Origin of the sequence: Celerinatantimonas diazotrophica, assembly GCF_004339545.1 — a bacterium.
In the GTDB taxonomy this organism is placed as follows: domain Bacteria; phylum Pseudomonadota; class Gammaproteobacteria; order Enterobacterales; family Celerinatantimonadaceae; genus Celerinatantimonas; species Celerinatantimonas diazotrophica.
The window spans coordinates 1-21,152 of record NZ_SMGD01000018.1 but is presented as its reverse complement, the minus strand read 5'-3'; the positions used below and the strand labels follow the sequence as shown (position 1 = coordinate 21,152).

Here is a 21,152-nt window from a genome sequence, read left to right as displayed (position 1 = left end):
GAGTAACACCGATTTACCACTTTGTATGAGAAAGAATTTGGATATGTCTGTTTTATCCTCGTCAAGTATTTTCACCTCCTTACAACAAGAAGGTCCATTTGCCGTTCAAAAGTCTGCTCTTAAAGGGAGCCGTTTTAGTACCGCTACACGACAGTGGGTCAAAGACCTTCGACAGGATAGTAACAATATCTCTAAATATCGAGCCTTACGCAGCCAGCTTTTTGAATTTTTAGGGATTGAAAGCTTTAGCCAAATTGACCAATTAATTCACTCTCAAGAACTCAAAAAGCAACGGACTCAACGAGCATTTCAACTCTTAAGTAACATGTTCGGTATTGATGGCACGCCTAAAGAGATCGACGATAGAGTCTATGAATACGCCCGTACTGCTGATGCTGTCATTAACTCCCTTAAAGATAAAATCCTCTCGCCTTACGCCTCGTTTATCGAAACGACTAACGAAATAGAGATGGTCAATAACCCCATCGAACTGATGCTCATTATGTTTGATGATCGTTATCATAAAAAAGCCCGATTTGAAGCCCGCCGTAAAATCACTTTAATGACATTAGCGGCCAGTATCGATCAACGTGAACGCGAAACAGAAATCGCGACTAAATTCACAAATTTCTTAGGATTTTTAAATAGCTACGTATGGAGTTCAGACTTAAAAATAGGTGAATTAGACCCGGTATATCTGCATTCTGAACATGCTTGCAATGACTTCCGTTGCACTCATGTCAAAGTTTTGAATCCTAAACAAGCTGAATTAGTGAATCTCAATCCTGGTGAAAAGTTAACAGTTTTAAAACGACGTCGTTTTGTCAGTGGCGCACGACAAGTTCCAATTTATGTTTCGATTCGTAAGAAACCACCTGAAGCAAAAGTTTTAAAGCTATTACGTAAAAACGAAAAAAACCCGGCTGTCGCAGTGGATGATGAGTTAGGTTTAATGGCCGTTTTGGATAATATTGGTGATATTAAGCTGTTCCAACAACACCTCACTCGCAGTGCTGCACAAGCTAATTCACTAATGGTGCTAGAAGATATCTCTGATACATTAATAGAAAATTCTATATATCGAGGCCGAGCCATCGGTTCGAGCGATAAAACTTCGATGTTAAAATTCTTTGCTCGCTTGGGAGGAATGCGTGTTGAATTTATCATTCATACCAATCAAACCTGGCTCAACTACATGTATCAGCAAGATGTTTCACACAATGAATATGAAGTAAAACGGATCTTTGATTCAGGGGTCATTGAACTTTTATTCCCTCATGATATTTTCCATCTGGATCATGGCAAAACACGCGACGAAATGATTCGATTTTTTCGGCGTCAAATCGAAAACTAAATTGCTGAAAAATCAATCATAAACGCCTGTTAGCCACATAACAAGGATTAGATATGGCTTTTTCTCTGCAACCAGTGGAACTTCAAACTCTCACCAAGCAGGCCATGCTACACTGCCACGATCACCATCAAATCGTGATAGGACTAGAAGGTTATATTGATTTCGTGATTGATGGTATCAGTAACAGAGTCTCGCGAGGCCAAGGTGTCATGGTCACTTCTGGAAAGGGCCATACTTTCCGCGGAACAGGTAAAAATCAAATACTCGTTTTAAATTTGCCAGCGCATAACTATTTTTTTTCCATGGAAGTACATCAGAGAATCCTTCCATTATTAAGTAAGCCTGGCTACTTTCAATTGGATCAAAGTGCCCAACAGTTGATCCTGAATCTGGTCAAAGAAATCAGCCAATATCCCGGAGATAAATTACTCAAGCGCTCCTGTGGCGACATTCTCCTATGCTTACTCGAAAAACACTTTTTGCCGGTTTATCAGAGCAATAGCAGCACTGCACCACGCAATTTTAACCTCGAACTATTAGATCAATACATTATAAGTCGCCTTGATGGCCCAATCAGTGTTGCACAGCTGGCGAGCCGAGTCTTCTTAGGAGAAAGCCAGTTTTATGCCCGTTTTAAACGCCAAACAGGGCAAACCCCATCCCGCTATGTCACGCAACTCAGAGTCAAACAAGCACAAAAACTGCTCGAACATACACAAATGAGTATTGAAGGGATCACTCAAAGCTGTGGATTTTCATCGCAGAGTAGTTTTAGCCATGTCTTCCGTCGACTAACTGGCTTTTCTCCAGCTCGTTATCGAAATACTCACACAAGTAGCCAATAAGTTACACAAAATGATCATTTTCCGATTTTTACACAAAAATATCGGAGGTTGGTTCAATACTTTTACTCAAAATTCGTCTTAAAATCGTAACAATACGCTTACAAAAATAAAGATTCGTTGGACAACGATGAAAGGAAAATAGTCTATGTTTAACGCAAAAAACACACTCGATCGTAACTATTTAACCCAATCACCACAAGACTTATGGGAAAATCTGGCTCTGCTCAATGACATTGACGAAGATGAATGGTTAACCGAACTGATTGATTTGGCCAAAGAGCAGTATGATCAAGAGGCGATTACTCAATCAGCAACCCAATTAGTCTCCGATATTAGGTCTGATAAAAAGTCAATGGGGATGCTTGATGCCTTGCTGCTCGAATATAGCTTAAACACCCGAGAAGGTGTGCTGTTAATGAGCCTTTGCGAAGCATTGATTCGTATTCCCGACCCAACAACAGCTCAAGCACTCATTGATGACAAATTAACTTCAGGCAATTGGAGTGCCCACAAGGGCAAATCTGATTCATTGCTAGTGAACACCGCAACTTGGAGTTTGCGATTAACTGGACAATTACTCAACCTTCCGCCAAGCCAGGCAGAATCAGGAATTCGCGTTATGTTGTCGCGCTTTAGTGCGCCAACAATTCGTACCATGATTCGTAGATCGATGAAGATCATTGGCTACCAATTTGTACTCGGTGAAGATATCAAGCAAGCCTTAAAAAATGGTGAAAGCTATCGGAAAAAAGGTTATACCTACACCTTCGATATGCTTGGAGAGGCCGCATTAACAGCCGAAGATGCAAATGCCTATAAACAAGATTATCTCAACAGTATTCGCGCCGTTGGGACAACCCAAGCACTGCCGAACAGCCCCAAACCGAGTATTTCCATTAAACTATCAGCCCTTCACCCACGCTATGACAGCTTACAAGAAGAACGGGTATTAACCGAGCTGGTTACGACCGTTTTGGAATTAGTTAGAGAAGCTCGCCAAAGAGACGTTGCCATTACCATTGATGCCGAAGAAGCTGAACGTTTAGAGATCTCTCTTAAAGTCTTTGAAAAAGTCTTTCGTGATGAGGCTTGCCGAGGCTGGGGGAAAATGGGACTCGTTGTACAAGCTTACTCAAAACGTACCTTAGCTGTTCTTGCTTGGCTTGCAGCATTGGCTCATGATGTGGGTGATGAAATCCCAACACGCTTAGTGAAAGGTGCCTATTGGGATAGCGAAATAAAATTGTATCAACAACGAGGGCTAAAAACCTATCCAGTTTATACCCGCAAAGAAGGCACTGATGTCAGTTATCTGGCTTGCGCTAAAATGATGTTAAGTGAGGCAACCACAGGGCTAATTTACCCACAGTTTGCCAGCCATAATGCCCAAACAATCTCGGCCATTTTAACATTCCCCAAAGCACACCCGTTTGAATTTCAACGCCTACATGGCATGGGGGATATTCTCTATGACCGCATTATCACTCAAGAAAACATCAGTGTCCGTATATATGCTCCCGTGGGGAAACATGCAGATCTATTGCCCTACTTAGTTCGCCGACTATTAGAAAATGGAGCAAACAACTCTTTTGTTCATCGCCTCATTGACCCTAAATGTAGCGTTGAAGAGATTGTCGAAGATCCAATTGCCAAGCTCAGTACCCAAAACCAGTTTGCCAATCCACGAATCGCATTGCCTCAGGCTATTTATGGCGAACGACGAGCCAACTCTCAGGGGGTCGATTTACATGTTGCTCATCATCTTCGGGCATTCATTGAAGCTCGCGATGAGTTTGCAACTCACCAGTGGCAAGCCGGCCCCTTAATTAATGGCTCACTGCAATTTAACCCTGAAAATGCACATAGCATTCATTCACCATATGATCGTGCACTTGAAGTTGGATTAGTCAGTTCAACATCAACACAACAGCTCAATGAGGCTCTACAGATTGCTTCAGAGGCCTACCCTAACTGGTCAAAACAAGACACGGCCTCTCGGGCTGGATGCCTTAAAAAAGCAGCTGAACTCATGCAGGAAAACTTTGCTGAGTTGATCGCCTTGTGTCAAAGAGAAGCCGGCAAAACACTTCAAGACTCTATTGATGAAATCCGTGAAGCAATTGATTTTTGTAACTACTATGCCATGCAGGCACAACTGCGGCTAGGCAGTTCCAATGTCTTTACCGATTATACGAATCAAAGCTGCGCCAATGCTTATAAGGGGCGGGGTGTCTTTGCCTGTATCAGTCCTTGGAACTTTCCAGTGGCAATATTCACCGGTCAAATCGTTGCTGCATTAGTCAGTGGGAATACTGTGGTTGCAAAACCAGCACCACAGACAACTCTGATTGCAGTGCGTACCGTTGAGATACTTCATCAAGCAGGGATTCCCACTAACGTATTACATCTGGTCACTGGCGAAGGCGAAATTGGCCAAGCGCTAGTCAGCGCAGCGCAAATTGCGGGGGTTGCCTTTACTGGTTCAACGCAAACCGCTCGAGCGATTAACCGCGCATTAGCGCAAAGAGAGCAATTACCCGTCCCATTGATTGCTGAAACAGGGGGGCAAAATGCCATGATTGTCGATAGTAGTGCCCTGCCCGAACAAGTTATTAAAGATGTGCTGCGCTCAGCATTTGTTTCAGCTGGACAACGCTGTAGTGCGCTGCGAGTATTGTGTGTTCAAGATGATGTGGCAGATCTATTTATAAAACAGCTCGCAGGCGCTATGGCAGAACTAAAAATTGGCAACCCGCTCGAAGCAAATGTCGATGTTGGTCCGGTGATTGATGAGACCGCTCAAAAACAACTGTTAGCGTATCAATCTAAGCTTCATAACGAAGCCCAAACGATCTTCGAACTTGAAGCACCTAAAGACAGCCGAGGCATCTTTGTTGCACCATCAGCCTATGAAATTAGCTCGCTCAATCAGCTAGAAAAAGAGCAATTTGGCCCAATCTTACATGTGATTCGCTATCCTGCGAATGGCCTTGAAACTCTGATTGAACAGATTAATCAGCTCGGTTATGGACTCACCTTAGGAATTCATAGCCGAATCGAGCACCGCTTCAAGAATATTGCCTTAAACGCACAGGTTGGGAACTGTTACGTCAATCGGGATCAAGTTGGTGCAACAGTAGGATCTCAACCATTTGGGGGTCGAGGTTTATCAGGGACAGGCCCCAAAGCAGGTGGTCCCCATTACCTTTATCGCTTTAGTCAAAATATCACCGTATCCGACACTCAGCAGGAGAGCAATCATGGAAATGCTTAAAACTTACCTCTCTGATAGCATCGCAACCAGTAACCCGAAATTAAGCGAAATTGTCGGAACTCGCATCAACAAACTTCGACAGTGGGCGCAATCGATTCGAGAAGCACAACCCAGTGATGATCGACAGTGGCAAGAATGTGTCGCGATGATCGATTTTCAATGTGTGAGTGCCAAAAAAATTCTTCAAGGTATCTACCAGATGCCAGGCGTAACAGGTGAAAGTAATGAGTTATGGATTGAACCGCGAGGGCTCACTGCTATTATTATCGATCAAGACATGCCAGCTGCCGCACTAAGTGGCATGCTTAGCACCGCCCTGCTCTGTCGCAACCCAGTCAAAGTAACAGTCCATCCGCAACTTAAACCATACGCCGATGGAATGCTCAAACAACTGATGGGACGTTTTATCGACATGGAGGAAGTATCAATTGTCAGTTGGGAGCAAAAAGAACAACTACTCAATGATCCTGAATTAAAAGTGGTGGCTCTAGCATCAAAAAATCATGAAGATATCATTCAGATTAATCGACAACTTTCTCAACGAGAAGGGATCATCGTGCCACTGATCTGCGAAACAGATCCTTACCTCTCCACGATGAACAACGGCACATTTTGTATTGGCTTTGGTACTGAGAAAACCTGTACAATCAATACTACTGCCATTGGCGGGAATGCTAGTTTACTTGAACTTGGCGCGACAGCAGCCATTACTAAAAACTAACAGATACCCACTTTTTCTGGCTGCCACTTCTTAGCAAAGTTATAAACGATAACAGAAGTGGTGGCTTGAAATTCTAAATCCCTCTTGCAACAAAAACTTATGATCTGCAAAATTTTGAACATCTGAGTTCATATGCAATTCCCGACAACCTGTTTGCTTGCCATAATGCTGTAACCAAGTAATCAACTTTTCTGCAACGCCGGTGTATTCCCATTTAAGCGCAACACAAAAATCATCTAACAGGATATATTTTCCCCAATTGAGCTTCATTCCTTCGGTAAAACCGACGACACCAACTAATTCGCCTTCAACCCAAACGCCAATGAGCTGGTAATGGAATTTTTCCCGTTGAACAACAATCTGCTTAGCTAAATCTTCAATTAAATATGCGGGGTATTTATTGGCCAGCAGCGCAATAGCTGCGTCCATACTCTGTGAATCAATCCAATCTACTTGCATAAACTATTCATCCTTAAAATATAAGCTACAAAACAAGCAGTTAACTAAGTATAGATAAGGATAATGAATCTACAGAGAAAAGAATGTGATAGAAGCTAAAAGAATAAAATGGCGGTGAGAGAGGGATTCGAACCCTCGATAGGGCTACAAACCCTATACTCCCTTAGCAGGGGAGCGCCTTCAGCCTCTCGGCCATCTCACCGTGTAACTTATTTGTGGCGGTGACGGAGAGATTCGAACTCTCGATACGTTGCCGTATACACACTTTCCAGGCGTGCTCCTTCAGCCACTCGGACACGTCACCGCTGTTGCCTTTAAAGGCGAGGCGTATGTTATGGAATCACGCCCCTTCTTTCAACTATTTTCTTTACTTTAGTGTTTGATTGGTGAGCAAATCACCAATTTGCTTACTTAGCGCTCTTCGCATTTAAATGATACCCCAATTCCTGACGCAAATAAGCAGCAGCTCCCTGTAGGCCAGGTTGCTCAGCTGTAATCAGGTAAACAGGAATTTTTCCGCAATAGCGGCTAAAGCGACCTTTCTCTTCAAACCGGTTACGAAAATCACTCGCAATGAAATAATCAACAAAATTTCCGACCACACCACCGGCAATATATACGCCACCAAAAGCCCCCAAGGTTAATGCCAAATTACCGCCAAAGCTTCCCATCATTTGACAAAACATTGCTAAAGCTTGACGACAGACCGAGTCTTCACCACTTAACCCTTTAGCTGAGACATCGGCAGGTTGGTATTGTTGAACGGGTTGCTGATGAATATGGCAAAGTGCCTCATAAATATTTGCCAGGCCAGGACCTGATAAAATCCGTTCATTTGAGACACGCCCAAAACGACCTTTTAAGAAAGACAAAAGTTCAACTTCTAATTCAGAGATCGGTGAAAAATCAGCGTGTCCACCTTCACAGGAGATTGGAATGTAACGTCCTTGGTGGTTGACTAGATGCGCGACCCCTAAGCCAGTTCCCGGACCATAAACACTAATGGGAGACAATGGGTCTGCCGGGCCACCGCCAATCTGGATTTTTTGCTTATCACTCAAGGTTGGAATGCTCATCGCATTGGCTGTGAAATCATTGATCACATTAAAACTTTCCAACCCTAGGTTCCGTTTTGTTTCACTTCTGGAAAAAGCCCAACTGTGATTAGTCATCGCAATCCAGTCGCCACCTGTTGGACAAGCAATCGCAATACACGCTTCCTGCAACTTTTCATCCACTTCATTAAGATAGGAACGAATTGCGTCCTCAATCCCAGGAAACTCACTGCAACGATATTTGATAATATGACGAATTTCGCCACTTTGATAATCGATCACACCTAGACGAATATTCGTCCCGCCAACATCTGCGATTAAGCCGGCACTCGCCATGGGCCACTCCTTTTAGTTTTATTGATCGCTATATTCTAGCCCGTATTGGCATGAAGATAAAACCCACCGTGATTCAATGTGAATAACTTTCGTTATAAAATTACGAAAGAGATAATAAAAATAACTAAATTTAGATTTAAGTCATACTAAAATCCCATAAAAACATCTACTATTAAATTGTTTAATTGAAATTTTATCTTGAATAGAAGCAGTTATGCGTTCATCTTAACTAACTGAAAAAATCTTACAGATAGGGTAACAACTGGATCGGTTGAGCGTAGTATAAATACCGTTGATCTTGCGCAAACCTGAAGCTGATAAACATTCACCAAGTTCTCCGGAAACTTGCTTAAAACGACAACAACCTTAGACAGAATTTTATGAATACGCTCGAAAAAATCACCAAGAATATTGACTCTTTTAGTAAATCCGAACGGAAAGTCGCTGAAGTGATTATTGCATCTCCACAAACAGCGATTCACTCGAGCATAGCAACCTTAGCAAAAATGGCTGATGTCAGTGAACCTACCGTCAATCGCTTTTGTCGACGACTCGATACTAAAGGTTTCCCGGATTTCAAATTACATTTAGCACAAAGCCTAGCTAATGGTACACCCTATGTAAATCGACATGTTGAAGAAGATGATGGGCCAGAAGCATATACGGCAAAAATTTTTGAATCATCGATTGCCTGTTTAGAAGCAGCTAAAAATAGCTTAGATCCAAACGTCATAAATCGTGCCGTTGATCTGCTGACTCAGGCCAAACGCATTACATTTTGTGGTCTTGGAGCTTCTGCTTCTGTTGCTCATGATGCACTGAACAAATTCTTCCGCTTCAATGTGCCTGTTGCCTGCTCCAGTGATGTTGTCATGATGCGTATGAGTTGTATCTTGAGTACTGAAGATGATGTCGTTGTACTCATTTCACACACCGGACGCACCAAAGAATTGGTTGATATAGCAAAACTTGCTAGAGGCAATGGTGCAACAGTGATTGCGATGACTTCCAAACATTCACCTCTGGCAGAATACTGCCATTTATTGGTTGCAATGGATGTTCCTGAAGATACAGATGTTTATATGCCAATGGCTTCTAGGCTAGCTCAAATGACCTTGATTGATGTCTTAGCAACTGGATTTACATTGCGTCGAGGCGATAGATTCAGGGAAAATCTGAAAAAAGTGAAAAAAACATTACGCGATTCGCGGATTGAACAATCTTGAAATTAGCACTAATCCTTGCCCGCACCATCAATCTTAATTAGGCGGGCCAAATCATTCAAAAAGCCCATATTACATGGGCTTTTTATCAGTTAGTCGATTTTAAATTCGGCAATTTTATGGGCAAGCCGTTCGGCTCGGCCATCCAAGTCAACTGAATGTTCACGCGCTTCAGTTGCATCCACGACTAACTCATCAGTCACATCTTTAATACGGGCGCTATTAGTAGTGACATCTGTCGTTACCTGGGCCTGTTCTTCCGCTGCAGTCGCAATTTGCGCGTTCATGTCACTAATAACCTGAACAGCCTGATCGATTTGACTGAGCGCTTCAGCAGCTTTTGATGCATCTTCAACCGTATGTTGAGAGTTCTCATAACTTTTTTGCATCATTGAAACAGCTCTATCCGTGATAGACAGTAGCGTCGTAATCGTCGACTGGATCTGCTCTGTTGAACTTTGAGTACGCTGTGAAAGGTTACGAACTTCATCAGCAACCACTGCAAAACCCCTGCCCTGCTCACCCGCTCGAGCCGCTTCGATCGCCGCGTTCAAAGCCAAAAGATTCGTTTGCTCAGCGATTGTCTGAATGGCGGTCAAAATATCATTAATGTTCTGGGCATGTTCATGCAGCTCACCAATCACTTGAGAAGTCTGCTCAACGGAGTTTGCCAAAGTATCGATAGATTGACGATTGCTCTCAACCAATTGACTCCCTTCGCTCGCTTTATTCGTCGCTTCACCAACAGATTCTAAAGTGTGCTGCGCATGCGAGGCAATTTCAGCCGTTGCCGAAGCCATCTCTTCAACCGCAGTCGCCACGGAGGTCACATCTCGTTGCTGCTCATTTAGGCGCTTCGCTGTGCCATTTGCTCGCTGCTCAGACGACTTAGCAGCGTCACGAAGCTCACTAATATCTTTGCGCAAATCAGCAATAAGCCCCTGCAAGGTGGAGATAAACTGGTTAAAGTTATTAGCAAGCATTCCAACTTCATCACGGTTGGAAACCTTGATACGCTGAGTCAAGTCTCCACCACCCTTGGCAATTTTAGCCAATGCTTCAGAAACAACCGTTAATGCTTTTAACAGGTGATAGCTATATATGTTAAATAAGATGATACAAATTATCGCAACAACTAATGCCACAGCAATCTGAGACCATAGGGAATTATATAAAGGACTTAAAATAGAATCTTTATTAATCACTACCACAGTATATAGACGGCTATTCGCTATGGGTGAAACCATGACATACGAGTCTTGCCCACCAATATCCATATTAACCATCTGATTAGATTGAGAAAGTTCGGCTAGTTTGGCTTTCGTTAGTTTGTGTGCAATCGAATCGACAGGCTGATTTAATAGCTGGGTATTTTGATACGCGAAGATGTTACCTTGTTGGTTTGCGATCAACACCTGTCCCTCACCAGGCAACTGAGCACTTTTGAGCAGAACTAAAATTTTGCTCATACTCATATCCGCTCCAAACACAACCTGTTGCGAATTAACCTCTTTGGCTAAACCAAATGAAACCACATTTTCACCTGTTGCAGATGCAACCGAAGGATTATCCATGTATAAGGTCCCAGGATCTTTACTCGCATTCTTATACCAGCCCCAAGTCCGAGGATCATTATTATCTGCCGCCAACTTCACCTGCCCGGCGTTTTGCTCAGAACCATCAGAATAAGCAATAAATACATTTGAAAAACCTGCACTATCACGGACTTGTTTTAGTGTTGCCAGCATATTATCGGCTGGGATCTTATTAGGAATTGCTTTCAAAGCCCGTGAACGAGCATCAATCCAGTCTTTTACGTAATGATTGTAATTCGTAGTTAATGATTGTAATTGTTTATCAAGTACATCCGTACGCTGTGTGATTGAGCTGAAAAAAGAGACAATCATCACAGCAAGACAACCAATGAGGATCGCAACTGTCGCAGCCACTGAAAGCTTCAGCTTCAAGGATAATCCTTTTTTATATTCCATATTTCCCCCAATTAGCAGATTCCAAATCCGCTTTATATATCTATAATGAGGTCCTTTTTAAACCACATTTATTTATTTTTATGGCTTACCAACAAAGGGCTACAAAACTTTATCGACAAAAAACACTTTTTTTTGAGTGTATGGTGAACTTTTCATACTTGCCGTAGTCTTATATTATGCCAAGCAATTAAACACAGTCCTTAGCCCAGCACTTCGCAGTCGCTGGGTTTTTTTTATTCAAAAATTTATAAACAGCGTGGCCAACAGAGCTATAGCGCCAGTTATGAAAACCAACGGGCAAGCTATAACTCGATGTTACTGCGCTGAAGAGCGCATTGGAATGGTCTTTAACAAACTTATTAAAATCCGCCGTGATTTAGCTAAATCGACCACAAGAGTCCCATCTGATTTAAGGATGGCATAGTGATCAACAGCTCCCTGCCACAAAGGATCAACCGCTCCCCGACGATAAATCCGCAGCAGTAAAGATAAATCTTCACGACCCGCTGGACGCTGAAGATTTGCCTGATAAATACGTGCTAATGAATCGGTGTTTTTTTGTAATGGCGGATGATAGAGCGCCGCTGCAAAATAAAGGGTTGCTGATGATGGAGTGACCATAAATCCACGGTAGTTTAAAAGTGAATGCAACTGTGATTCAAGCCACTGATAGTGGGGTTTTAAAGCCGTATTATGATGCGTTATCATTTGTGTCATCTGTGGCGAAAAACGAATCAAAGACCCGACGACTAAAGGGTAACGTTCATCACGACTAATCATGAGCGTTTGTATCGGATTGCTCGACGAAGTGGCAGTATGCTGAACTGCTTTTGGGACCGATTGCGTCGTCACGCACCCTGATAATACACACATGCAGGCTAGCATCGATAAACAAGAGTAAATCGTATTTTTAAACAGACACATATAATTAAATTCTAGATATACCGCAAAGCATCATATATTGAATGGCTTCAAACTTAAATATTTTCCGATAAAATCATCAACAAGCGGGATAATCCTCAAAAAGAATTATCCCGCTTACCTAATCACTCCACAGCCATTAAGATGGTTGCATTTGTGCAATTTTACCACGCCAGATCACCGGGCCCTGCTCATGAACATTATGACCACGCGAATCTACCGCAACAGTTACCGGCATATCTTTCACTTCAAATTCATAAATCGCTTCCATACCCAGATCTTCAAACGCAACAACCCGAGCTTTTTTAATCGCTTTGGAAACAAGATAAGCCGCCCCGCCAACAGCCATTAAATAAACGGCTTGATGCTCACGAATCAGTTGCACTGTTTGCTCGCCCCGTTCAGCTTTACCAATCATACCCAGCAAACCAAGTTTGGCGAGCATCATTTGGGTAAATTGATCCATCCGTGTTGAGGTTGTAGGTCCAGCCGGGCCAACCGCTTCATCGCCAACCGCATCAACCGGCCCAACGTAATAAATAAACCGTCCGTTAAAATCAACACCATCAGGCAACGGTTTCCCAGTCGCTAGTAGATCCTGAATGCGTTTATGTGCTGCATCTCGTCCAGTTAATATCTTACCATTGAGCAACAGCGTGTCCCCTGCTTTCCAAGTCGCAATTTGCTCTGCGTCGATGTCATCTAAATTTACCCGTTTTACATCGCCTGCGCTCGCTTGGGTAACCTCAGGCCACAAATTGATATCCGGCGGGGTAAATTCAGCCGCTCCATGCCCATTTAGCTCAAAATGAATATGTCGGGTTGCCGCACAGTTAGGAATCAGTGCAACCGGTTTGGAGGCGGCATGAGTTGGAAAAGATTTAACTTTAACATCTAAAACTGTGGTTAACCCTCCAAGCCCTTGCGCACCAATACCAAGTTTATTGACGCGGTCATAAATAGCTAAACGCAGTTTTTCTTCTGTTGTTTGAGCACCACGCTCTTTCAGCTCGTGAATATCACACGATGCCATTAATGACTCTTTAGCTAGCACAGCTGCCTTCTCGGCAGTTCCGCCAATGCCAATGCCTAGCATTCCTGGGGGACACCAACCAGCTCCCATCGTGGGTAACACTTTTGCCACCCACTCAACAATATCATCGGATGGATTGAGCATGGCTAATTTAGCTTTATTTTCAGAACCGCCCCCTTTAGCGGCAATTTCTATCACCACTTTATCGCCAGCCACTAATTCAGTGTGGACCACAGCCGGAGCGTTCGTTCCTGTATTTTTTCGTGTCCCGGCCGGATCTTCGACGATCGATTTACGTAGCGGGTTATCACTGCTCTTATAAGCTTTGCTCACCCCTTCATCAATAACACTTTGTAAGGACTGATCAAAATCAAATCGCACTTGCATCCCAACTTTGACAAATACCGTCACGATTCCGGTATCTTGACACATTGGTCGATGCCCTTGAGCAGACATACGCGAATTAATTAATATTTGAGCGATAGCATCTTTCGCTGCCGGATTAAGTTCTTTTTCATAGGCTTCGTTCATTGCCTGAATAAAATCAGCAGGATGATAATAAGAGATGAATTGCAATGCATCTGCAATACTCTCAACCAGATCTTGTTTTTGGATGACCGTCATAGCAACGTCTCCTTTTTAAAGTAGGGATTTTGGATACCAATCAACTAAGTTAATCATTTGACTTCACTCAGACGCCTCTTTATATATTAGCAATATCTTTAGTCCATTGACTTGTTATCACTGAATGAAGGTCAATCTAACATGCTTTCAATGTCGCAGATGAGGCACAAACACCAAAACGACAAAGTGTTTACAATTGAATACGGCGGGCTAACCAATCTGCTAATACGAGTAGCGCTAAAACAGTCCAAATCGCACCAATTAAACAAATGTGCTTACATCCATTGTTCAGCATAACGCCTCTTTATGTCACTTGGCAATACTATAACTGAGTTAACAAAATGATCTTTCAAAGAAAAATAGATTTTACGCTGCAAGATTTCATGTTGAAAATTGCCCCTCTAGAATGGAGCCAGTTGCTACAAACAAGCGGAAATGGCAATGACCGTTATAGCATTGCCGTTGCCGATCCCATCGTTGCAATGCAAACTTCAGGTCAAATTACCACTATCGAAACACCTAATGGCCGTTATACCACGACCGAAGAGCCATTTTTACTCTGTCAGCAATTGCGCCAACAGTGGCTTGGCAGTGAACAAACAAGTGAATTACCCTTCTGTGGTGGACTCGTTGGTGCCTTTGGTTATGAATTGGGCCGAGCCAAGACATCAGCGACAAAAAGTAATCTGCCCGATTTTCCTGATATGCTAACAGGGCTCTACGACTGGGCTCTCATCTTTGATCGCATCGACAAGAATACAACTTTGGTCGTTAACACGACTCAAAATGACGGGGGGCAAAAACTTCAGCAGCGCTGGCAATGGCTCAATCAGCACACTTTAAAACCAATCAAAGAATTTTCTAAATGTTCCCCTTGGCAAGGCAGTTTAGATCAACGAGCATACGAGAGCTGTATTGGTCAAATCAAAGAATATCTCGAAAGTGGTGATTGTTATCAAGTAAACATGACGCAACAATTCTATTGCAATTTTAAAGGCGATCTTCGTTATGCCTATCAGCAGTTACTATCGACTAATCAGGTACCATTTGCCGCCTATCTGAACTTTCCTCAAGGCACAATTTTATCACTTTCGCCCGAACGCTTTATTAAGTTAGACGGGCAATACATTGAAACCAAACCAATTAAAGGCACCCGCCCCCGCCATTCAGACCCTGCTTTAGACCAGCAATTAGCTGATGAACTGTCTCACTCGATAAAAGATCGCGCTGAAAATGTGATGATTGTGGATCTGTTGCGTAACGATATTGGGCAAGTAAGCCAACCCGGCAGTGTTCAGGTTCCCAAATTGTTTGCAATTGAAAGTTTTAAAGCGGTTCATCATTTAGTCAGCACCGTCACTGGAAAATTAAATGATAATTTAACAGCAGAAGATTTACTTCACGCCTGTTTTCCCGGGGGGTCAATCACCGGAGCACCGAAAGTGCGAGCCATGGAAATTATTGATGAGCTAGAACCGCACCGACGCAGCATCTATTGTGGTGCCATCGGTTATATCAGTCAAAATGCAAAGATGGATACCAATATTGCCATTCGAACTTTAGTTGCTCACCACGATAGACTGTACGTTTGGGCAGGTGGCGGAATTGTTGCAGACTCAAAAGCAGATGAGGAATATCAAGAATGTTTTGATAAACTAGCTAAGATTCTTCCTGTTCTGGAGTCGTTGTCCTGATGCAAAATTGGCTATCGAAGCTTATTCTCACACCAGATTACCCTATTACGGATGATTGCCCACAGCGTATTGCCTCGGCCGTACTACTGCCCGTATTTAAGCAAAATCAGCAGTGGCGATTAATCTTTATTCGCCGTAGCCACACGCTTGCCCATCACAAAGGTCAATTTGCTTTTCCTGGGGGACGATTTGAAACAGAAGATAATAATTTGTCAGTGACAGCTCTTCGTGAGGCTTATGAAGAGATTCGCCTTGAACAACATCAGGTTAAATTAATTGCCAAACTCCCTAACCAAGATGCTGGCAAACGATTTACAATGACACCTTATGTTGGATTACTCCAACATAAGCCTCAGCTGTATCCCAATACAGCTGAAGTAACAGAAATATTTCATTTACCACTAGATCCCTTTTTACAACCAAGGCATTATCTGCGCCTTAAGACCTCAGATGGGCAAAACAAAAGAGTCATTGACTTCATTGAAGTGAATAATCGTGTTATCTGGGGAGCAACCGCAGCTGTTTTATATCAATTAGCCTGCCGTTTAACAGGCCTAAATTTGTCATCATCGAGGTAAATTATGATCAGTGTGTTTGATCTTTTTTCCATTGGAATTGGCCCGTCAAGCTCGCACACCGTCGGCCCCATGCTAGCCGCTGAAAAATTTGCCCAGTGGCTTGTCAAACAACCCCAGTTTAATGCTCAAACCACGCTCCATATTGAGCTGTTTGGCTCGTTAGGAGCCACCGGCCGAGGCCATGGCACGGGGAAAGCGATTATCTTGGGACTTTTAGGTGAACTGCCGCAAAGTGTCGATTGTGATAAAATTGACGATTATTTAGCTGCTATTGAAAAAACTCAGCAACTGAAGTTAATCGCTCAATATCCAATTTTCTTCGCAAGACGAGGCACGATTAGTTTCCATCGCCGTAAAAGTCATCCCGGACACAATAATGCTATGACATTTCATGCCCAATTCAGCGATGGCAGTTGCATTGATAAAACCTATTTTTCACTCGGTGGTGGCTTTATTACCCCATCGGAAGATTATCGCCCCCATGACCTTGTGCCCGAATCATTTACCGCGAGCGAGCCCTACTCGTTTAAGAGTGCAGAACAACTGTTAAGCCATTGTGAAACCAATGGTCTGAGTATTGCTAGTGTCGTTCTCGCCAATGAACAACAACTTCATGATAAACAAACGATTAATGAATATTGCAAACAACTTTGGACGGTGATGAAACAGTGCATTGACCGAGGCATTCAAAATGAAGGAATCTTACCAGGTGGGCTAAAAGTGAAACGACGGGCCCCTATTTTATATCAACAGCTCGAGTCGATGGAAAAACTTTCAGGTGACCCCCTCAATGTCTTAGACTGGGTAAATCTCTATGCGTTAGCAGTGAGTGAAGAAAATGCCTCAGGAGGTCGAGTTGTGACCGCCCCCACCAATGGCGCAGCAGGAATCATCCCGGCAACATTAGCTTATTTCAACCGTTTTATCCGTCCACTTGAGCCAAGTCATTGCCAGACTTATTTCCTAACCGCAACCGCAATTGGCAGTTTATATAAACAAAATGCGTCCATATCAGGCGCTGAAGTTGGCTGTCAGGGTGAAGTTGGTGTTGCCTCATCTATGGCCGCTGCTGGGCTTGCCGCGATTATGGGAGCAACAGCCGAACAGGTTGAAAACGCCGCTGAAATTGCCATCGAACATAATTTAGGCTTAACCTGTGATCCCGTTGGTGGTTTAGTCCAAGTACCTTGCATTGAACGCAATGCAATGGGGGCAATTAAAGCACTTAATGCTTGCCGCTTAGCACTGAGAGGGACCGGAATGCACGCCATTTCACTCGATAAAGCAATTCGAACCATGTGGCAAACCGGCAAAGATATGAAAACTAAATATAAAGAAACTGCCCGGGGAGGCCTAGCAGTTAATATTATCGAGTGTTAGAGACAATTGAATTGCGAGTTAATAGACTGGCAATTCAATGTCCGCAAACAACTCGTCAATCTCTTCTTGAGATTTTGTTTGCACTGCCTTATCCACTAAATTGCGTGTCAAATGTGGTGCAAACCGTTCGATAAAATCATACATATAACTGCGCAAAAAGGTTCCCTTTCTAAAGCAGATATTAGTGGTGCTAGCACGGAATATATGGCTGGCATCAATCGCAACTAAATCTTTATCCTGCTCAGAGTCAATGGCCATACTGGCTAATACCCCAATGCCAATCCCCACCCGCACATAGGTTTTAATCACATCCGCATCGGTCGCAGTAAAGACAATCTTAGGCTTCAATCCAGCGTCATTAAATGCATGGTCTAACTCAGATTTTCCCGTAAACCCAAAAATGTAGGTCACCAAAGAATAACGAGCCACATCTTCAATCGTCACTAACTCACCACGCAGATGTTTTTTAGCCAGTGGGTGTTCAGCTTTAACCAAAATACTGCGGTTCCAGTGGTAGCAAGGCAAAGTAATCAAGTCTGAGAATATATACATCGCTTCGGTTGCAATCGCAAAATCAGCAGTGCCCTTCGCAACCGCATCGGCAATTTGTGACGGAGTTCCTTGATGCATATTTAACAGCACATTGGGGTAACGCTGAATAAATCCGCGAATCGCTTCAGGCAATGCATAGCGAGCCTGAGTGTGAGTCGTTGAAATATTCAAGGTGCCCTGATCAGGATGCGTATGTTGGCTCGCAACCGCTTTAATACTTTCAACTTTGGCTAAAATTTCTGAGCTGATACGAATAATTTCGTTACCAGCCGAAGTCACCCGCGTTAAATGCTTACCACTGCGTTCAAAAATCTGAATTCCCAACTCATCCTCTAATGTACGGATCTGTTTACTGATCCCAGGTTGAGAAGTATATAAACTTTCAGCCGTTGCCGAGACGTTCAGGTCATGGTTTAACACTTCGACGATGTATCGTAATTGTTGTAATTTCATGGGTTATTTCAACTTGTAGTCAAATGAACCGCCGCACTGGCTTGCCTTTTTGCTTACAGGTGCAACTATTTTAATGATTAACTTTACGCTCTAAGCAATGCCCGTTAAGCTTGCTTAGGTAAAACTCAATTTTAAAGGCTTCTAAAGTGGATTGCACTGATTCTCTCGATCTTTCCGCAGTTATGGCAACAACGCTTCACGATATGAAGAATGAATTGACTTTATTCAACCAATCCATTGAAACAATCGCAAATAAAACTTATACAAACGAATCAGAGAGACAGCAAGAACTCACCCATCTACGCGAGCAATCTGAGCATATGAGTATTATGCTCACACAAGCTCTGACAATGTACAAAAACCAAGGCAATAACCTTGCAATTAATATCGAAGAAGTGTTTATTCGTGATTTACTCGATGATGTTAAAGCTCGCTTTCACTGGGTGACCCTGCGCAGAGGGATCAATATCGAAATTATTTGTGACGAAGATTTGTTCTGGTATTGTGACAATCAGTTAATATCCTACACTCTCAATGATATAATCAGCAACGCGCTTCGTTTTGTGGAAAAAAATATTCAAATCATCGCCCAAACGGCCGATAACAAATTAGAAATAAGTATTCTCGACGATGGGATTGGTTTTAATAGTGATATAATCAAATCAGTCCAAGATATTTCACTAAAACCGAGGAAAAGCAGCAGCAACCACAGCGGGCTAGGTTTATTTTTTGCCCAATTGACAGCACAAGCGCATCATAAAGCGGATCGCCACGGCGAAATTACTTTAACAAATGGTGGAGACTTAGGCGGCGGCATCTTTACTTTGCATCTGCCTTAAATTTTACAGAGGGATTGAGCTAGCTTTTATGATTTTCACACTGGTGTTAATTGCAATTGGCGTCCTGTTATTTCTGGTGATCGGGTATAACATTGCTCTGCAATATAAACAGAAACAACAAGCCGACCAGCGGATCGCTATTTCACGACAAAAAGTGATTATTAGCGAGAGTGAAGATTTGTTGCTAAATTCAGCACGCATACCCTATTCAAAAGAAATGATGACCGTATTACATAAACGGATCATGTACGCATTAGAGCAAATAAAAAAAATTGATCCCGAAGTAAAAGGGCTACATGAGCGTCTTAACGCCAGTCAAAATCAATTGACCCAAATCCAAAATCGGAACTATGAAAGCCCAACGCATTTGCGAATGCCTGATAACGATACCGAAGCATTACAAATGCTTAAAGTCATTAAACGCCTTCGAGCAGTCATTCGCTCAGAACATTCTCGAGGGCGAATCGCAACCCCCATTTTTGTCGCTGAAGATCGCCGTCTTGAATTGATGACCTTAAAAGTAAACATCGAAAATACGATCAAAAGGGCAGCCGAATCACAAGCAGTCCGGCAGTGGGGAACGGCTCGACAATTACTCAATAAGGCGATTACAATTGTCAGCAATTTGAGCGATCGGGATGAATATTTAGAGCAGCGATTAGCGTACATGCACCAAATGAATGATGAAATGAGTGAGCGATTAAAAAAAGTTCAGACCCAACAAAAAGAAGAAAAAGCAAAAGACCTCAAAGAGCAAGACGAACTGGATATGCTCTTCCAGCCGAAGAAAAAATGGTAACCTGCATTACTTGTTATCGATTTCTTTGCCCACTCAATGAATAGAAAAGCCCAACATGAATCATTGGGCCTTTTTTAATCTTTGAATCAAGCCAAATCACGATAACAGTCCTTCCAGAGCCTGTTGAATATCATCTTTACCTGCTAATAAGTCAAAGTCGTGAGCATAAAAGTGTTTATCTCCCAGCACTGTACATATCACTGAGGCGACATCCGCGCGAGCAATGGTCCCCTCATGACAAATCTCAGAGGCAATCATTACCTGACCCGTAGCAGGCCCATTAATTAATCGACCTGGCCGGATAATTGTATAATTTAAGCCACTTCGAATCAGCTCCCTGTCGGCGTAATGTTTCGCCACATAATAGGGTTTGAGAGCTTCACTCCAGCGTTCTCGTTGGTTAGCGCCGATGGCACTGACCATCACAAAATGCTCTACTCCTGCCACAACAGCTGCTTGCATCACTTTAACTGCACCATCAAGATCGATAAGCAATGTTTGCTCGGCCCCTGTTTTAGCACCAGATCCAGCAGTAAAAATGACGCTATCATGGCCTTTAATGACTTCAGTCAGATGTTCGGTTGTATCATCAAGCGACGCACAAATTGCCGCAACGCCTTGTTCTTCAAGCTGTTGGAATTGCTCACTCGAGCGCACCATTGCTGTACACTGATGGCCAAACAAAGGGAGTTGATTGATTAACTGCCGACCAATTTGGCCATTGGCTCCCACCACTAAAGGTCGCATTCACTTCTCCTTTAAACGAAATGGCTGTTACTAGATAAACTAAAAATTCATAAGATAACTTTAAATAAGATGGGGACAAATCAAACAATTACTAGGGACTGTTGATCTTTGCTGTACATATTTTATTCAGCAATACATCGGTAGCCACATTATCGTAAATGCTAGTGATACCATACTGGCGTAATTCCTTGCTAACTTGTCATATCTCGTTGATATAGAACGAAAGTGCTTAATCCTTGCGAAAGCATTCTCAACCAGATGTCGATACTTATAG

18 protein-coding genes and 2 tRNA genes are annotated in these 21,152 nt (G+C 42.9%); 10 read left to right on the top strand and 10 right to left on the bottom strand.

Going from position 1 to position 21,152, the window contains the following annotated elements; all coding sequences use genetic code 11:
- Positions 1–43 precede the first annotated feature (43 nt).
- The 4 genes from EV690_RS16755 (at position 44) to EV690_RS16740 (ending at position 6,194) form a co-directional block, all read left to right on the top strand.
- A complete protein-coding gene (locus EV690_RS16755; protein WP_131914178.1) occupies positions 44–1,354 on the top strand; it encodes a hypothetical protein in 1,311 nt (436 codons plus the stop codon).
- 53 nt (positions 1,355–1,407) lie between these two features.
- On the top strand, positions 1,408–2,199 hold the full coding sequence (locus EV690_RS16750) for an AraC family transcriptional regulator (RefSeq protein ID WP_131914177.1): 792 nt from the start codon (positions 1,408–1,410) through the stop codon (positions 2,197–2,199).
- A 145-nt stretch (positions 2,200–2,344) separates the two neighbouring features.
- Positions 2,345–5,473: a bifunctional proline dehydrogenase/L-glutamate gamma-semialdehyde dehydrogenase PutA gene (putA, locus tag EV690_RS16745; RefSeq protein WP_131914176.1), complete on the top strand. Its 3,129-nt coding sequence runs from the start codon at positions 2,345–2,347 to the stop codon at positions 5,471–5,473.
- A complete protein-coding gene (locus EV690_RS16740) occupies positions 5,460–6,194 on the top strand; it encodes a hypothetical protein (protein ID WP_131914175.1) in 735 nt (244 codons plus the stop codon). The genes putA and EV690_RS16740 overlap by 14 nt, the downstream gene beginning before the upstream one ends.
- A gap of 39 nt (positions 6,195–6,233) precedes the next feature.
- Here EV690_RS16740 and EV690_RS16735 read toward each other — a convergent pair whose 3' ends face one another.
- From EV690_RS16735 to EV690_RS16720, 4 genes are all read right to left on the bottom strand, one after another.
- Positions 6,234–6,653: a GNAT family N-acetyltransferase gene (locus EV690_RS16735; RefSeq protein WP_131914174.1), complete on the bottom strand. Its 420-nt coding sequence runs from the start codon at positions 6,651–6,653 to the stop codon at positions 6,234–6,236.
- A 109-nt stretch (positions 6,654–6,762) separates the two neighbouring features.
- A tRNA-Ser gene (locus tag EV690_RS16730) sits at positions 6,763–6,855 on the bottom strand.
- Between the two features lie 14 nt (positions 6,856–6,869).
- Positions 6,870–6,957: transfer RNA gene (locus EV690_RS16725), tRNA-Ser, on the bottom strand.
- A 103-nt stretch (positions 6,958–7,060) separates the two neighbouring features.
- The gene (locus EV690_RS16720) at positions 7,061–8,044 is read right to left on the bottom strand and encodes a glucokinase (RefSeq protein ID WP_131914173.1); all 984 of its coding nucleotides are present in this window, start codon (positions 8,042–8,044) and stop codon (positions 7,061–7,063) included.
- Positions 8,045–8,424: 380 nt separating this feature from the next.
- Between EV690_RS16720 and EV690_RS16715 the strand changes: the two genes are divergently transcribed.
- Positions 8,425–9,270 carry a MurR/RpiR family transcriptional regulator gene (locus EV690_RS16715; RefSeq protein WP_131914172.1) on the top strand — a complete coding sequence of 282 codons (846 nt, stop codon included), beginning with the start codon at positions 8,425–8,427 and terminating at the stop codon, positions 9,268–9,270.
- An 89-nt stretch (positions 9,271–9,359) separates the two neighbouring features.
- Here the strand turns inward: EV690_RS16715 and EV690_RS16710 are convergent, their stop codons facing one another.
- The 3 genes from EV690_RS16710 to EV690_RS16700 form a co-directional block, all read right to left on the bottom strand.
- Entirely contained in the window at positions 9,360–11,258 is a 1,899-nt protein-coding gene (locus tag EV690_RS16710) for a methyl-accepting chemotaxis protein (protein WP_131914171.1), read from the bottom strand.
- Between the two features lie 315 nt (positions 11,259–11,573).
- A complete protein-coding gene (locus EV690_RS16705; RefSeq protein WP_131914170.1) occupies positions 11,574–12,110 on the bottom strand; it encodes a hypothetical protein in 537 nt (178 codons plus the stop codon).
- Between the two features lie 208 nt (positions 12,111–12,318).
- Positions 12,319–13,836: a fumarate hydratase gene (locus EV690_RS16700; RefSeq protein ID WP_131914169.1), complete on the bottom strand. Its 1,518-nt coding sequence runs from the start codon at positions 13,834–13,836 to the stop codon at positions 12,319–12,321.
- 341 nt (positions 13,837–14,177) lie between these two features.
- Between EV690_RS16700 and pabB the strand changes: the two genes are divergently transcribed.
- Genes pabB through EV690_RS16685 form a run of 3 tightly spaced genes read left to right on the top strand, consistent with a single transcriptional unit; the run spans position 14,178 to position 17,488 of the window.
- On the top strand, positions 14,178–15,530 hold the full coding sequence (pabB, locus tag EV690_RS16695; protein ID WP_131914168.1) for an aminodeoxychorismate synthase component I: 1,353 nt from the start codon (positions 14,178–14,180) through the stop codon (positions 15,528–15,530).
- Positions 15,530–16,108: an NUDIX hydrolase gene (locus EV690_RS16690; protein ID WP_131914167.1), complete on the top strand. Its 579-nt coding sequence runs from the start codon at positions 15,530–15,532 to the stop codon at positions 16,106–16,108. Before pabB ends, EV690_RS16690 begins: the two co-directional genes overlap by 1 nt.
- A 3-nt stretch (positions 16,109–16,111) precedes the next feature.
- Positions 16,112–17,488, top strand: coding sequence for an L-serine ammonia-lyase (locus EV690_RS16685; protein ID WP_131914166.1), 1,377 nt, complete (start codon positions 16,112–16,114; stop codon positions 17,486–17,488).
- 18 nt (positions 17,489–17,506) lie between these two features.
- Here EV690_RS16685 and cysB read toward each other — a convergent pair whose 3' ends face one another.
- Positions 17,507–18,493 carry an HTH-type transcriptional regulator CysB gene (cysB, locus tag EV690_RS16680; RefSeq protein WP_131914165.1) on the bottom strand — a complete coding sequence of 329 codons (987 nt, stop codon included), beginning with the start codon at positions 18,491–18,493 and terminating at the stop codon, positions 17,507–17,509.
- Between the two features lie 146 nt (positions 18,494–18,639).
- On the opposite strand from cysB, the gene EV690_RS16675 reads away from it, so the two are divergent.
- The gene (locus EV690_RS16675; RefSeq protein ID WP_131914164.1) at positions 18,640–19,332 is read left to right on the top strand and encodes a sensor histidine kinase; all 693 of its coding nucleotides are present in this window, start codon (positions 18,640–18,642) and stop codon (positions 19,330–19,332) included.
- 28 nt (positions 19,333–19,360) lie between these two features.
- On the top strand, positions 19,361–20,131 hold the full coding sequence (locus EV690_RS16670) for a DNA repair protein (RefSeq protein ID WP_131914163.1): 771 nt from the start codon (positions 19,361–19,363) through the stop codon (positions 20,129–20,131).
- 96 nt (positions 20,132–20,227) lie between these two features.
- On the opposite strand, the gene EV690_RS16665 is transcribed toward EV690_RS16670, so the two are convergent.
- Together EV690_RS16665 and EV690_RS16660 are read right to left on the bottom strand one after the other, a co-directional pair.
- Positions 20,228–20,878 carry an SDR family oxidoreductase gene (locus EV690_RS16665; RefSeq protein WP_131914162.1) on the bottom strand — a complete coding sequence of 217 codons (651 nt, stop codon included), beginning with the start codon at positions 20,876–20,878 and terminating at the stop codon, positions 20,228–20,230.
- 126 nt (positions 20,879–21,004) lie between these two features.
- Positions 21,005–21,152: transposase (locus EV690_RS16660; RefSeq protein ID WP_165872795.1), on the bottom strand; the 148-nt coding region annotated here is incomplete at its 5' end.